Below are 16,038 nucleotides of genomic sequence, written 5' to 3' on the forward strand. Positions count from 1 at the left end.
TAGTGCATCCATAGTTCCCTCTCTAGCTAGTTGGACTTTTCCACCTGTATTTCGATGGATTGGTCAGATTCCATATCCAACCAAAGTATAAGGTCGTTTCCATGTAGGGTCTTGCTGATTCCAACTTGGTAGTCTTTCCCTTTTTGGAGTCGATTGCCGTTCATGGATAATCTCAGGTCTTCCCCACCTTTCCAATTCCCAACAACAATGGCGGGGTCGATGATGGGGGAGTCAATCTTTCCCTCTATGGTAAAGGTCAATGTGCTAAATGCATTCTGCCCATTTTGTAATTGATATGCCATTTGGGTAGGATCATATCCATTGTTTGTATATCCAGTTCCCATGACGTTCAATTTAGCGGGTTTGTCCCAACTTTTGGCAAATGGAACCAAAGCTTGCACTTCACCTTTGGTCATTCCATGCAGCATCAACTTGGTCACCTTCTCTTCGGATTTCGCATAAGGCTCCCATTGGGCCTTATCCGGCAGGTTTAAGGTTTCGATCATGGTGCCATCAGGTTCATTAAAATCCAAGGAATACACAAACTCGTTCTTCTTAGAAGCCAATTTTAGATTATCCAATGCAAAGGTTCTAGGTGTTTCCGAACCTTGAATCTCCAGATAAATTTCATACATTCTGCTTAAATCGGCCTCGTCTTTAAAGTCCTCTAATTGTATATCTGCGGTGTAGGTGTTGAAGTTTTTATCGTTCAAGGTAAATCCCGTCCCCAATTTGGCAAGATCAATATCCTCGGTGATTTCTGAGGAACGGTCATACATGATCAACTTGACATCCGAAGTCCATAGATTGGCATAGTCGAATGAAAAGCGAATCCCATTCCTTAAGTCTTCCGGCTTATCGAACATCAGGTCTATAGCTCCCCACTCAGTTGCCGTCCATTGAAGGGCTTGGTTTTGGATCATGGTTTTATAACCATAGCTTCCCCAACTGTCCACAGGTGGATCTATGGCCAATGCGATATGGCCCAAGGAAGAATGTGAGGGTTTTTCCGCACTTTCCGCCCCCCTACCATCGCTGGCATCTTGGGAAACAGGCCAATGGTCCCACCAGTTGAAAAAGGAGTTCTTTCCAGTTCCGCGGTACGGGGTTATTAAATTATCAAACTCCTTTGGTGGTGACACCAAGGCAAAAGGATGCCACTCGCTTTTAAGGTTTACCTTAAAAATATTGGCCTTGGATGGGTTTTTGTCGAAAAGCGGGGCTCCATTTTCATCCCAAACATAGGTGATATGTTCCCCCTCCATATTTGCAATGGAAATGGCCCCGTTTTGAATATTTTCGTGAGGCAACGTGCCTGGTTGGTTGATTACAATCGCTTCTTGAAATTCCATCCATTTGTGCAATCCACTGCTATGCGCAGTGATTTTGCGCACACCTTTAGCATTGGGATAAATGGTATAGTATTCGTCCACCCAATCAAACCAACCTGTTTCTTGGTCTATAAATGGATGCTCATAACTCACATCAACCGGGGCGTATCGCCAATGGACCACTACGCGTGCATCATTACTTTCAATAATTCTAACTTGGGAATAGCGACATTGTTTATCGCTCATGGGCTCCACAATGCTAGTGGTGTTTGAGCTGTGTACATCCCTTCGCTCCACAAATTCGTTGGTATACCAAACGCCATTTTCCGACACCCATGCCGGAATGTAACTGGTACCTCTCCAGAATACAAACTTATGTCCCCCATCTTCAAATTGCACCACCACATCTGGATGATTCCCAATACGCCAATCCTTGTCCCAAATGGGGTCGTACTCCAGTTTCGCATAATAGGCTCCAAACGCCCCCGGTCCATCTGGACCTGAAGGTAGTTTGTAGAGCTTGCCCTCCTGGGCCAAAGTTCCCACAACACAAAATATCCCCAATACAAGTGCGGAGAGGATACGGTTAATTTCCAAGATTTCTTTTTTGATTGAATTTTTCATTTTTCAAATAGTTTTCGTTTGACCTAGTTTTACTTCTTGATGATTTTATAGGATCCGTTTTTGCCTTCACAACCTACCTTGACGACATAAGCACCAGGCACAAGACTATCCGTAGGAATCCTGGCCTGTTGGGCTTCAATCTGGTAATCCTCTTGTTGGATCAATGTCCCACCCATAGAGAAAATTCCAACGTCTATCGACTTGATCCTTTTTGATGGAACGCTTATGGTAAAATAATCACTGACCGGGTTTGGGTAAAGTTCGATAAGCTCGTACAGCTCTGCCTTGTACCCCATTTGTCCTTCACATGCCTTATCCGAAGTCACTGTTATTTTATCACCATGCTCTACTGGGACCTTAAATTCCTTGCTATTAAAACGACCTACAACATCCTTGTTCACCCGAACAGTGAAGGGTGCGGTCCCATTGACAATTTCCACGGACAATTGATGGTCCTGTCCCGTTTTTGCAACAAGGTAGGTGCTCCCTGAAATTTCACTTCCTGCCGTTATGGCCATCTCGTAGCAACGCTGGCAATCACTCGCTGCACCAATATAGCTGATGCACAATTCGTAGTTTCCCGAAGTCAGCCCATCAATTTGGGTTTCTTCTGTAAACGGATAATCTACCTCATTGACCTTCGCATTATATACTCCTGATTGGGCACTACTGATGCGGATGCTACCATTGTTCTTTCCCAAACAGGTTTCTCCCACGACTTTGATGTCAAAATTATTTTGCCCCAAATCATCCAATGGACAGCCCTCCACGCTTATGCCCAAAACCTTGCCTCCAACAACCAAAGGATGCGGGACGGCTGTTATAGGTGTAATAGCTCCGGCAAAGGACTGCCCATTATTTTGTGCACTTAGCTGTTGGTTGGTCTTACCAACATATCGGTTATCGATACACTCATCACCATTTTCAAGGGTACATCTGGCTTCATTGGTGATGGCAACGTAATTGGCATCTTGCGCATTGTAATAGACTTGAGAATCCTTGAATGGACCAAAATCAAAGGAAATGTTCTGTGGGGTAAAGAACCAATTCTCTTCTTTGGCATCCGCCAACAGGGCAAATCCATCCTGGTCAAAATTATGGTTGTGTAGTTGTGGCAAGAGCACAATATTCTTGTGCGCATTCAAAAAATTGATAGGACCTGCAGACTCCTTTATCGCGACTCTTGGATATCCTCCATCAAAGACCATAGGAAAATCTTCATTGGGTTGCTGGGTCGGATTTTTAATCTCAATATCGGTCCCTGAATTATTGAAAGTTCCCCCATCAATGGTTACATTGGCATTTAATGCAGTGGTAAGCCCAACGGCATTCCCAGAAAAACCTTCAATGGTATTGTTGATCAAGTTCCAGTTGTAGGTATTGTGGTAAAAATCAAGATCTATCCCAATTGCAACAGGTTCTTCGGCCACTACTCCTGGGAGGGGATTGGCCCCATAATTTTCAAATTCCGTGGAAGCATTATAACCTACCACCCTGGAGTTTTGGATGGTCACGTTGGAGGTATGGTTATGCCCAAAACCCCTTCTTCTGATGTTCCATAGTATGGTATTGTCAAAAACCAAGTTAAGCTGTTGGCGATAAATATCCGGAGTAAGGTTCATCCATTCTTCTGGATCATTACTTTCCTCTCTGCTCAAGTGAAACTCCGTATGCACATAATAGGTATGCACGCCCCTAGCCAAGGTGTAGGCAGTATTGTTGCGAAACGGACGGGGCTGTAGGTACCAAATGTCCAGTACAAACCCTGGATAATGCGCTTTCCAATCCTTCAGGGCCTGGTTCAGAACAGGAAATTCCGCAGCCGGTACATGGGTATCAATATCGCCGCGGGCCATTCCCAATCCTTTTTCAATAAGTCCGTCTACCCAGTATACATATGCATGGCCGGTAGATCCTGCCACCACGTTCCCTTCAACGGTAACGCCGGTCCCGTGAAACCAAAAACCATCGCCTTGCCAAGCAAAATCCTGTCTCCCTTCCCTGATATCGGCCAAAGCTTGGGTAGGACCACCTTCAAAATATGAGTTCCTTGGCCTTGGAACTGCTGTCATAGGCTCTGTGGGGTTATAGGTCCGTATGGCAATGTTCTCTATAAAGGAACCTGTTTCGTTCCCCGATTCGGTACAAAATGCACTCCCTACTACGTCATAGCTTACATTCCTGACAAAGTTGACACGGGAAGAATGGTTCACAAAACCCCACCCCGGATCATTATTGACTACACAACCTTCCACATGGGCCGGGTCTGGCAAAAAGGCCTTGGCCGGGTACACACTGGTATCCACTGCACCTCTATGGAAGTGAAAAGAATAACGCCCCCTGGGATTCCTCCCTCCGTTGGGCACCGGTGAACCTGTGTCCTGACCTCTTTCCAAATCTTCAAAATCCCAATCATCCAAAATGATGGATTTGTCTGTCCTTCCCGTATTGTTGGCTTCTACATATCGCAAATCCACATCTTGATTGTGCATGAACATCATGTGGCCCCTTGGCTTGCGAAATTCCCCGCTGATGGAAGTCACACTTGGATTTTCAGAAGTAACAATGATGTTTCTGGTCAAATTTGCCAAGTGCACATCAAGATCAGCAGCTTGTGATGGCGCCTTATGGTCTAGGGTCAATGGGCTTTGTAGGGTGATTACATTTCCCGAAATCTCGAATATTTCCACTACCTCATCGCTGGTAAAGCTATTGATATCAGTCCCTGCCAATGCCAACTTGTCCCCAATCCTCCAACCCGAGGGTGCGGAATTGAGGACCAACTGGGTTGCACCAGCATCCGGTTGATTTGCATTATCAAAGGCCAACCAATTGGTCTTGTCCGCTCCGTGCATCCGAACGGGGCCCATAAGCACAGCTCCTGGGGCAAATCTTTGCGGGTCAAACGTTTGTGTAGTCCCTCCTCTTTCCGCAAAAACCAGTTTTGCAGTAACAGAGGTATCCACTTTATTTGCAGCTGTCCCAATCTCAAAGGAACCGCCCATTTCGCTGACCAAGTATTCTGTGCGTAATTCGGTATTGACATTGGTTGCATATTGTAACTTCCCGCCTTGAGCTATTCGAACTGATTTAAACTCCTGTGCGATAAGCCCATCCACGGTAACGATTATGCCGTTCGGGATCAAAACTCTGTCATCGTCCGATGGCAGATTGCCTCCCCATGTGGAAGATGCACTCCAGTTGCCACTTTGGCTGGCTGTGATCGTTGGGGTACCCGCGACGTCCACAGGTGATTGCCCTAATCCCACACACTGTGCAAACACCAAGCACAGCACAAAAGCAGCAAAGTGTTTACAATTCTTAACTCTTTTTGACAAATTGATGTAATTGTTGATCATCCGTTCTACTCGTTTTTACTTTCACTAATAAGTTGCTAAAAAAGACCGCCAGCTTTGTCTCTATCAAGCCGGCGGTCCACACCATCCAAATCAATCAATCTTAAAATTCCAAACTGGTCCTACCGACGCAGATTGTTTGTCATCCTTAACCACAATCCGCCAATAATAGGTGCCGGAACCTTGAAGATCAACAGTTCTGATTGTTTCCGAAACACCCGCGGTCAATAAAGCCGGCGGATTGGACGTCCCGAAATATATATCATAGGTAAGTGCATCGTTATCAGGATCTTCCCCCGACCATGTTAAATCTGCGGTGCCTCCAACAACCGTAGCTTCGTTGGCCGGAGAGACCAAAGTTGGTTGATAAGGGACACTATTTGTAGTTGCCTCAGGTTCCGTTACAAACTTCCATACCTCAGAAGTAGCGTTCTCCTCCGACCCCGATCTTTTGGTTATAATTCGCCAATAATAGGTCGTATTCCGTTCTAGGGTATAGACCTTTGTATTTCCGCTAACCACTTCCTGGAACACAGAGGTTGAAAAGCCATTATCCTTGGATACCTCAATTTCTTGGGTAGTCGTACCCGTATTGCTATCCGACCATCTGAATTCCAAATTAAAGTTGGTACAAATAAGATCATTGGTCGGAAACTCCAATTTTGCTGCTTTAAGGGGTACCTCATTACCTGGCCCAGGCCCTGGGCCTCCGCCAGGTTCATCGTCTCCTTTAGAGCAAGAGCTGTTGAACATTATCACTGAAAAAACCACGAGGGCTAGGACCACCCTACTTTTATTTATTATTTTCATTTTTATCTTTTGATTATTTTAAAGTTTCGTTCATGTCCTTCGCAGCCCACCTTGAGCATATACAGACCTCTTTTTAATCCATCCGCCTTTACTAAAGCCTCACGATTTTGGATCGTATATTCCTTTTGTTGGAGCAATGTTCCGTTCATCGTATATATTCCGACAGTAAGACTATCCATTTCGTCTGAAGGAAGACGGATGTTGAAATGGTCTAGAACAGGATTGGGGTAAATCTCGATCAATTCATATAACTCGGCCAGAAAATCCAATTGACCTTCGCAATGTTTATCCGAAGTAATTGTTACCCGGTCTCGGTGTTCCACGGGAATGGAAAAATCCCTGTTTGAATATCGTCCCACCACTTTATCATTCACTCGAACTGTATAGGGTGCTGTCCCAGTAGCCATTTTTACCGCTACTTCATTACCTAATCCAGGTTTTGCCTTTAGTGATGAGGTTCCCGAAAGGGCAATTCCCCCGCCTATTTCTAATTCGAAACAGCGTTCGCACTCAACCGTTGTACCTATGTAGGAGATGCAGACTGAATAAGTGTTTGGAGCCAGGTTATTGAAATCCACATTGGTGGTAAATGACTGCTCCGCCCCATTAACCTTGGCCAGATATGAACCTGATTGCTGGCTCGTGATGGATATGCTTCCATTGTTTTTTCCAGCACAGGTCTCGTCCACCACATTAATGGTAAAGTTGTTGGACGGCAGATCATCAATGGGGCACCCCTCAACAGCATAAATCACTTTTCCTCCAGTGATCATTGGGTGCGTGTTCGCCGTTACAGGCAATATTTTCCCACCCAAGGAGGTTCCATAAAGTGTTTGTAATTCCTGATTGCTTTTTCCTAGAAATACATTTGGCGTACGACGTTCGGGAAAGATGTTTTCCGCATCATACCTAAGAGGGTCTAATAGATTGGCCGTGGGAACCGGTACAAAATCCGCAGCCTGTTCATCAAAATAAACTTTGGTATTGTTGAAGGGCCCAAAATTTAAGGTGATGTTGTCCGGAAGTAAGAAGTATCCGGTCATTTTCACACCAGATCCATCAGGGTGAAGCAATGCAAAAGAATCCCCTGCATTATTTACCAGGTGCATCTGGGCATCCAACACAATATTTTTATCTGGTTTATTAAAAACGATATTGCCTTGGATGAGGATATTCCTCCAAGGTGTGGTTTTATCTATAGGAGTAGGGTCGGCAATTATCATTCTACTATTATTGCCTGGATCATTGACCTCCTCATTGTTTACTACCCTATCTTGCCAGTCCCTGGCCCAGTTCACTTCCCGAATAAAAATGTCCGTTCCTGAATTATCAAAAGTTCCTCCGTTCACCAACACCTCTGCATTCATGGGCAAAGTCAATGCTTGTGATTCACCGTCCCACCCTACTATAGTATTATTCTCAAGGATCCAGCTACGCGTATTGTGATATTGATCCAAGTCCACACCAATGGAGTGCGGCTCCACTTCCAAAAGTCCGGGATAAGGGTTGGGTTGGGGTCGCCAAGGTGCTAAAGCTGTGGAAGCACCATACCCATATATCTTGTTGTTCTTTAAGGTGATCTGGGCACAGTTCTCAAATTGCATTCCTGTCCTTCGGATACCCCATAACAAGGTGTTCTCAATCACCAAGTTCATCGTATTGCGATAATTGGGAGGCATTACATTGAATTCAATGCTTTCCGGATCATTGGTTTCATGAAACTCCGTCATGATATAATCTCCACGAAATCCTTGGGCCGAAGTATATCCAATGTTATCCTTGAAGGGTTTGGGAAGAATGTACCAAACATCAAAAATCCAATTGGGATATTGCTGGGCCCTAGCTTTTACTTCGGCATTGAGCTCGGGAAATTCCGCAGGGTCTACGTACAGGTCAATCCTGTTTTGCATCTGCGGCCGACCTTTAAGACTCTCCCAAAGTCCCTCGGTCCAATAGATATAAGCATGTCCACTACACCCAGAGACCACATTCCCCTCAATCGTAACTCCCGTGCCATGAACCCAAAACCCATCCCCTTGATGGGCAAAATCAGAGATTTGTTCCCTGCCATCGGTAAGACCATCGGTGCGCCCTCCCTCAATTCCCAATTCACCACCCGCTGGGCGACCTAGGTTTAAGGGTTCTGAAGTGTTGTAGGTCCTAATGGCAATGTTGCGCAAGAAAGAACCTAACTCATCCCCTGCTTCGGTACAATAGGCCGAACCAACCACTTCATAACTCACATTATTGATAAAATCCACATTGGAAGAGTGGTTTGTATAGCCCCATCCCGGGTCATTGTTGACCACACATCCCTCCACAAGTGCTTTGTTGGCATTGGTGTCCAAAGTTCTATGGAAGTGAATGGAATATCTTCCCCTCGGGTTTTTACCTTCCCCTGCTGGATACGGAACCGTAGTACTAAATCTGGGATCGGGTTGACCTTCTTCTCCTTCCTCCGGCACGGACCAATCATCCAATTCAATGGCCTTATCCGTTCTCCCAGTGTTCTCGGTTTCCACATATTTTAAAATGACATCTGAATTGTGCATGAACATCATATGTCCCCTTGGTTTTCCAAAACCATTGGTTCCGCTAAGTACTGATACACTGGGGTTTTCTGAGGAAACAATGATGTTTCTTGTATTGTTGGACACATGCACATCAACCATACCGGTCAATTGCGAAGGCGGCTGGTGGTTTTTAGTCAATGCGTTGATCAAGGTTATAGTGCTTCCATCAATGCCGCTGATGGTAACCTTTTCATCACTTTGATAGTCGTTGATATCCGTTCCTGCCACCACCAGCTCATCACCCACTCTCCATCCCGTAGGCGTTGAACCAAGGGACAACTGGGTAACTCCAGAGGTAGGATGGACCGCAAGTGTGGTCCAACTAGTCTTGTCTGCCCCATGCATACGAACCGGCCCCATGAGAACCGCTCCTGGAGCGAATCGATTAGGGTCTTCAGCTTGTGTGGTGCCACCCAGCCATGCAAATACCAATTTTGCGGTCACTGTTGCACCTACCTTATTGGCTTCTGTTCCAATTTCAAAAGACCCCCCCATTTCGCTGACCAAAAACTCTGTTCTGAGTTCAGTATTCACGTCGGTGGCATATTGTAGTTTTCCGCCAGTGGCAATACGAATGGATTTGAAATTCTGGGCGATTAAACCGTCGACAGTGACGGTCACATTGTTTGGAATCAAAACCCTTGCATTATTACCTGGAATATTGCCTCCCCAGGTTGAAACTGCGCTCCAATTACCACTTTGGGTGGCAGTGACTGTAGCCGTACCTGCCACTTCGACGGCAGACTGCCCTTGTAGGTTCCAAACGGAGGCCATCAAGACCAATATGGCGATCAGGAATTTTAAATGATTTATTCGAAATAGTCGTTTTCTCATATCTTAATTAATATTTATAACTAACCTTATAAACACTACAAATAAGGTTTACCCAACCCCCTAAGTATTAAATGTCGAAATCAAACGACAAGTTACTTATTAATCTTTAGTAAGTAACATAAATTATGTTAAGAAGTTAGTTTTTGAAATAATCTTTTCCGGAACATCAGGACAGATACGTCCTATGGACTGGATTCAAGTCCGTAGCCCAATCGATTAAGGTTCAACCCCAAATTTGTAAATGGTGGTACTCTCAAACTGCTCACCAGGATTCAAAATTGTGGAAGGAAACTGTTTATGGTTTGGTGAATCGGGGAAGTGTTGTGTTTCCAAGCAAAGTCCTGACCGATATTCGTAAGGCACATTATTTTTACCTACAATATCACCTTTAAGAAAATTACCAGAATAAAACTGAATCCCAGGTTCCGTTGTTAAAACTTCCAGCATTCTTCCAGAAATGGGTTCATAGACGCTAGCTATTAAATTGCACTCTCCATTGTTCTTATCCAACACAAAATTGTGATCGTATCCACCTCCATTTACCAATTGCGTATGCTCTTGGTCAATTTTATCGCCAATAGGTGCAAACTCCCGAAAATCAAAAGGTGTATCTTCCACTGAATCAAGAGTGCCAAAGGGTATTAAATTAGAATCTACAGGTGTATAGTGCGAAGCATAAATCCTCAAATTGTGATCGAGAATATTAGTCTCGCCTCCATCCTTTAGGTTAAAGTAGGTGTGATTGGTTAAGTTAACAATCGTTGTTTTATCCGTTTCCGCCCGGTATTCGATTCTCAGTTGGTTGCTATTGTCCAAGGTGTAGGTCACCCAACATTTCATGTTGCCCGGATAGTCTTCTTCACCATCTTTACTTAGATAAAACAAGGAAACTCCCACCTCCTTTCCTCTATTGAATACTTGGGCTTCCCAAACCTGTTTATCAAAACCTTTGACACCACCGTGCAAACTATTTCCGTTGCTGTTTTGAGGCAACTGAAACTGAGTTCCGTTGATATAGAATCTCCCCTGGTTTATCCTGTTTGCAAAACGCCCTGCTATACATCCAAAATAATCGCTTTTCTCCTCATAACCTAGGATATCATCATGACCCAGAACCACATCTTCTACCTTCCCATATCGGTCAGGAACGAATATGTTTTTTATGATGCCTCCATAATTAAGAATTTCCACCTTCATTTCAAAGCCGTTACTCAGCTTAAAAAGCGACACTTCTTTGTTCTCCTTGGTGTGGCCAAAAGTTGATTCTTCTATAGTCATTAAATTATATTGGTTAGGTTTGTTCACTTTTATTTCCAAGAATGAAAATGTCCTGGGCATTAACGCCATATCACATTTAAATGAGACACATGCTTATTAAATCCATTACGTGAGGATGGGCAAATATAATCTTTATAATATTATATTATTAAGTTTTAATAAGAAATATTCTCAAACCCTGTCCAATATGTTCTTGCATCTAAATTCGTGCACCTGGTTATGTTAAAAACTAATTCTTGACAGCTATCTAAATTTGGTTTGACTTTATACTCCATTATGTTAAACTTTGTCAAAAGGTAAGCCTTACGGTGAGTCCAAAAAGCCACCTTTTGGCAGGTCCTTAAAACAGAGAGAGAGAGAGAGAGAGAGAGAGAGAGTAAAGAAAAGTTTAAGTCCCGTCCAGACCGCAAAACCCTTCAACAAAGTTGAAGGGTTTTTTGTTTTGAGATCATTTCGTTGTAGTTACATTCCTTTGAAAAAATCCCCCAAAGAAATACCATGTATTTTCAGTATTCTGATTAAGGTGTTGATGGTAAAATTTTCTCCCTTCTCCAAACGCCAGTAGTTTTTGCGGTGCAAGCCATTTTCAATGGTAAAAATATCATATCTGGTATACCCAGCTTTGATTCTTAGCTCCTTAATTCTACTGCTATGATTTCCCTTTCCTTTATAAAATTCGCTTCCTCCAAATTCAATTAAATCTTTCTCAAAAAGTTGGCAAAACTCAACTAATGCAATCCTTCGGTTTTCCAGATGAGCAAAAAAAGTATCGACAGAAGCATAATTTCTAGAAGCTAACCCTGGTCAAGGCCGCTATTTTTACAACTTGCTACAACGTTTACGCCAATAATTCCAAAGAACTGGACTAAAACATCAATAAATGAATAGCTCAAAAAAATTATCTGTCCTTATATTATTTTGCTTGTTAAGCACAGCGGCCATTCAAGCTCAAAAAACGTATGAACCCACTTGGGAATCTCTGGATTCCAGGCCAGTTCCCGATTGGTTCCAAGATGCCAAATTTGGCATTTTTATCCACTGGGGTCCCTACTCAGTACCCGCATGGTCGCCCAAAGGAACCTATTCTGAGTGGTATCAATATTGGCTACAAAGCTCCGCCCTATTCGGCAACGGGAATTTTAAAGGAGACGAGGTTACCCAATATCACAACAAGAAATATGGAGAGGACTTTAGCTACTACCAATTTGGCAATCTTTTTAAGGCCGATTTATTTGAGCCTGACGAATGGGCACAACTTTTTGAGAAAGCCGGAGCCAAGTATATTGTATTAACCTCCAAACATCATGATGGCTACACATTATGGCCCAACGAGCAAGCCAATGATAGAGGTTTCGCATGGAACAGCATGGAAATTGGCCCCAAAAGGGATTTGGTTGGCGAACTTTCTACGGCCATCAAAAAAACTTCCATAAAAATGGGACTTTACTATTCCCTATACGAATGGTACCACCCGTGGTGGCAAAATGCCAAGCCTCGCTTTGTAGATGAGCACTTCCTTCCCCAAATCAAAGATTTGGTGCAAAAATACGAACCGGATGTGCTGTGGGCAGACGGAGAATGGGACATGGAAGATGACAAATGGAAGTCCAAGGAATTTCTTGCCTGGCTCTTCAATGAATCCACTGTCAAGAACTCCATTGTGATCAATGACCGTTGGGGCAAAGGGATTCGAAAAATACACGGGGGCTATTTTACCACGGAATACGAGTCCGAAGCTCCTGAATTTACCAAACCCTGGGAGGAATGCAGGGGCATGGGTTTCTCTTTTGGCTACAACCAAAATGAAGATGCCCAAGATTACAACTCCCCCAAAGCCTTGGTCTTGATGCTCGTCAACATTGTCAGTACTGGAGGGAATTTGTTGTTGGACATTGGGCCGGATGGACGCGGTTCTATTCCACCCATCATGCAGGAACGCCTTTTGAAAATAGGGAAATGGCTTAAGGTCAATGGCGAAGCCATCTATGGAACCAGGCCTTGGAAGTATTCTTTTCAATGGTCTGAAGGCATTCAAAACTACAAGCCCAAACAGCATTATTTGGGCGGAGATTTTATACTGAAACAAACAGTTGATCCTGAAGAGGGATATGCTGTCAAGGAAGCATTTTTCACACAAAACCAAGAAGCCTATTTTGCCATAGTCCCCAAATGGCCAGGTAAAGAACTGAGCATACGTGACTTTAAGCCCAACAAAGGAACCAAAGTCGTACTACTAGCCACAGGGGAAGAAGTTACTTGGAAACAATCTGGTAAGGATATGGTTCTGCTACTGCCAGAATATGATCCCAACAAGATTAAGCCCACAGATCTATATGCTTATACCTTTAGAATAACAAAATAAGGACAAGCAATTTTGGACCATTAATAGAATAAGGGACAAAATCCTTTAGGACCAACTTCCTATAACGCGAAAGTGGATGAGATGAAAACACTTAAGATATTAGTATTCCTTTTGGCGGGAGCACCTATGATCAATGCCCAATCCTATGTTGACGTTGGTGACTTGGAAATTGCGCACGCCCAACAAAGCTATAGTGCTCCTGTTAAAGACAAATCTGTTACGGGTGAACCCCTATCCATAGCTGGTGAAAATTTTGCCAAGGGTATTGGCGTGCATGCCAACTCTTCCCTCAAAATAAAAATGTATGATGGATCCAGTTTTTCGGCCAAAGTCGGTATCAACGATTCCAACATAGACTATTCGGGGAGTTCCATTAAGAGCATCCCATTAACCGACGGTAAACGCATGTTTTATCAGGTTACCGATACCCGCAAACAGTTTGTGGGTCTAGAAGGGGCCAATGGGAATGTCGATGAAGGCAGTGCCATTTTCAAAGTTCTGCATAATGGTAAGGAGGTCTTTAACAGTGGTTTGATGCGCAAGGGCGATAAGGCTAAAAGTGTGGACCTACAAGTAAAAGGCGGCGTTTTGGAATTGATTGTTGAAGATGGTGGAGACGGAGCCAGCGGAGACCATGCCGTTTGGATAAATCCAAGCATCGATTATTTTGAGATTGCCCCAATCATTGTGGAAACCGAATACGTTAGTGAAGCTCCAACAATGGACAAGGCCCTTGAAGAGCATTTGATGGAAAAAATAAGTGCCTTGCCACTGACACAAACACCTTTGGAACAGCCCAAATACGATTGGCTTCTGGACAATTCCCAAGCCAAGGCCAACATTTATCGCACCAATACCAACAAAGATATTGTCCTCTCCAACGGACTCGTAGCTCGGGTTTTCCGATTATCCCCCAACCTGGCCACCATTGATTATATCAATCAAATGACAGGGGAAAGTTTGCTCCGTGCAGTTTCCAATGAAGGAGTATTGACCATAGACGGCAAACCTTATACTATAGGTGGACTCAGCAAACAACCCGAATATGCTTATACCTTAATGACATGGGTAGATCAATTAACTGCCACTCCAAATGCCTTTTTGATTCAGGATTTCGAGATAAAAAATATCGAAGATCGCTTGGAATGGAAACGCGTCAGATGGGCTTCAAATCCAAATATGCCCAAAGGAAAAGAATTGGTATTTACCTTGGTTAAGGATAATATCAAAGTAAAAGTTCACTATGCATTATACGATGGGTTGCCCACTTTGAGCAAGTGGATAGAGGTAATCAATGAGGGGGATTTGTTGGTGCAATTGAACCATTTTAAATTGGAACAGTTGGCGATGGTTGAGGGCGAAAGTTTGGTGGATGTTCCAGAACATTTTGAAAAACCGAACATTCACATTGAAACTGATTATGCCTTCGGGGCCATGCAACAAAAAACCTCGGATAAAACCACCTATTGGGAAATTGATCCACGATACACCTCCCAAACCAACTACCCTTTGAAATTGCCTTGTATCTTGGAGGTAAGGCCTCCGCTGGGACCAGACACCGGTGTTCCACCCGGAGAATCATTGACCACCTTCAGGGCTTGGGAAACCCCTTTCGACAGTTTTGACAAAGAACGCAAAGGGCTTTTCTTAAGAAAAATGTACAGGACCATTTCGCCTTGGACCACCGAAAATCCCATTTTTTTGCATCTTACCTCAACGGATCCACAGAAGATAAAAACCGCCGTGGACCAATGTGCCGAAGTGGGCTACGAAATGATTATCTTAAGCTTCGGAAGCGGATTGGACATGGAAAAGGAGTCCGAGACCTATTATCAAAAATTCAAGGATTTGGTAGCCTATGCCAATTCCAAGGGCGTGGAGCTTGGCGGTTATTCCCTCCTATCCAGTAGATGGATCAGCGAAGAAGTGGATGTCATTAATCCCAAAACCGGAAAACGAGGAGGTATGATCTTTGGTTCGTCACCTTGTTTGAGCAGCGACTGGGGTCACGATTATTTTAGAAAAATCAAAAAGTTCTTTACCAAAACGGGCATGCAGGTCTTTGAAAATGATGGTTCTTATCCCGGTAATGTTTGTGCTTCAACCAGTCATGCACACCACAATGGATTGGAAGATTCCCAGTGGAAACAATATGCCCAAATCCAAGGATTATACCAATGGATGCGTGCCCAGGGAATTTATATGAACGTCCCCGATTTCTATCTCAATTCCGGAACCAATAAAACGGGTATCGGATATAGGGAAGTCAATTGGTCCTTGCCCAGAAATAGACAATTGGTATTGGGGCGCAGCAACATTTATGACGGGCTTTGGAAAAGCATTCCCAGCATGTGCTGGACGTTTGTTCCCTTAACCGAATACCATGGTGGGGGAGCCGCAGCTACGCTTGAACCACTAAATGAGCACTTGGATGCCTACGAAAGCCACATGATGCAGAACTATGGTTCCGGGGTACAGGCTTGTTACCGTGGTCCTCGATTGTACGACACCCCAAAAACCAAAGCGGTAGTCAAAAAGGTCATTGATTGGTACAAGAACTATCGGGAGATTTTGAATAGCGACATCATTCATTTAAGACGCCCTTCAGGAAAGGATTGGGATGGATTTATGCACGTGAATCCTGAATTGAAAGAGAAAGGCTTGCTTATGGCATTCAATCCTACCGATCAGGATATGATTAGAAAAATTGACCTCCCTTTATACTATACCGGCCTAACCGAAACGGCCAAGGTCAAGGAAAAGGAAGGGTCGTTCAAATCCTATAAGTTAACAAGGGATTATAAAATCAATATTGAGGTAAACATTCCAGCTAATGGATATACCTGGCTCGTAATCGAATAAGAAAAAAA

At 43.8% G+C, this 16,038-nt stretch carries 7 protein-coding genes; 2 read left to right on the forward strand and 5 right to left on the reverse strand.

Going from position 1 to position 16,038, the window contains the following annotated elements; genetic code table 11:
• Positions 1-26: 26 nt before the first annotated feature.
• The 5 genes from FGG15_RS10505 to FGG15_RS10525 all read right to left on the reverse strand — a co-directional run bounded on the left by FGG15_RS10505 (position 27) and on the right by FGG15_RS10525 (position 10,806).
• Complete coding sequence (locus FGG15_RS10505) at positions 27-1,955, reverse strand: hypothetical protein (protein WP_138836004.1); 1,929 nt, start codon at positions 1,953-1,955, stop codon at positions 27-29.
• Positions 1,956-1,984: 29 nt separating this feature from the next.
• On the reverse strand, positions 1,985-5,314 hold the full coding sequence (locus FGG15_RS10510; RefSeq protein WP_138836006.1) for a T9SS type A sorting domain-containing protein: 3,330 nt from the start codon (positions 5,312-5,314) through the stop codon (positions 1,985-1,987).
• A 90-nt stretch (positions 5,315-5,404) separates the two neighbouring features.
• Positions 5,405-6,121, reverse strand: a complete 717-nt coding sequence (locus tag FGG15_RS10515; protein WP_138836008.1) for a hypothetical protein — start codon at positions 6,119-6,121, stop codon at positions 5,405-5,407.
• 2 nt (positions 6,122-6,123) lie between these two features.
• Entirely contained in the window at positions 6,124-9,528 is a 3,405-nt protein-coding gene (locus FGG15_RS10520; protein WP_138836010.1) for a G8 domain-containing protein, read from the reverse strand.
• 216 nt (positions 9,529-9,744) lie between these two features.
• The gene (locus FGG15_RS10525) at positions 9,745-10,806 is read right to left on the reverse strand and encodes an aldose epimerase family protein (RefSeq protein ID WP_138836012.1); all 1,062 of its coding nucleotides are present in this window, start codon (positions 10,804-10,806) and stop codon (positions 9,745-9,747) included.
• A gap of 880 nt (positions 10,807-11,686) precedes the next feature.
• Here FGG15_RS10525 and FGG15_RS10535 point away from each other — a divergent pair.
• Both FGG15_RS10535 and FGG15_RS10540 read left to right on the forward strand, forming a co-directional pair.
• Complete coding sequence (locus tag FGG15_RS10535; protein ID WP_138836014.1) at positions 11,687-13,168, forward strand: alpha-L-fucosidase; 1,482 nt, start codon at positions 11,687-11,689, stop codon at positions 13,166-13,168.
• Positions 13,169-13,249: 81 nt separating this feature from the next.
• Positions 13,250-16,030, forward strand: coding sequence for an NPCBM/NEW2 domain-containing protein (locus FGG15_RS10540; protein ID WP_138836016.1), 2,781 nt, complete (start codon positions 13,250-13,252; stop codon positions 16,028-16,030).
• Positions 16,031-16,038: the final 8 nt, after the last annotated feature.

The organism is Flagellimonas algicola (genome assembly GCF_005937185.1).
Classification (GTDB): Bacteria; Bacteroidota; Bacteroidia; order Flavobacteriales; family Flavobacteriaceae; genus Flagellimonas; species Flagellimonas algicola.

Coding starts and splice junctions, on each gene's coding strand:
- FGG15_RS10510 (WP_138836006.1), bottom strand. CDS start 5,314: ATGATCAACAATTACATCAATTTGTCAAAAAGAGTTAAGAATTGTAAA.
- FGG15_RS10535 (WP_138836014.1), top strand. CDS start 11,687: ATGAATAGCTCAAAAAAATTATCTGTCCTTATATTATTTTGCTTGTTA.
- FGG15_RS10525 (WP_138836012.1), bottom strand. CDS start 10,806: ATGACTATAGAAGAATCAACTTTTGGCCACACCAAGGAGAACAAAGAA.
- FGG15_RS10540 (WP_138836016.1), top strand. CDS start 13,250: ATGAAAACACTTAAGATATTAGTATTCCTTTTGGCGGGAGCACCTATG.
- FGG15_RS10505 (WP_138836004.1), bottom strand. CDS start 1,955: ATGAAAAATTCAATCAAAAAAGAAATCTTGGAAATTAACCGTATCCTC.
- FGG15_RS10515 (WP_138836008.1), bottom strand. CDS start 6,121: ATGAAAATAATAAATAAAAGTAGGGTGGTCCTAGCCCTCGTGGTTTTT.
- FGG15_RS10520 (WP_138836010.1), bottom strand. CDS start 9,528: ATGAGAAAACGACTATTTCGAATAAATCATTTAAAATTCCTGATCGCC.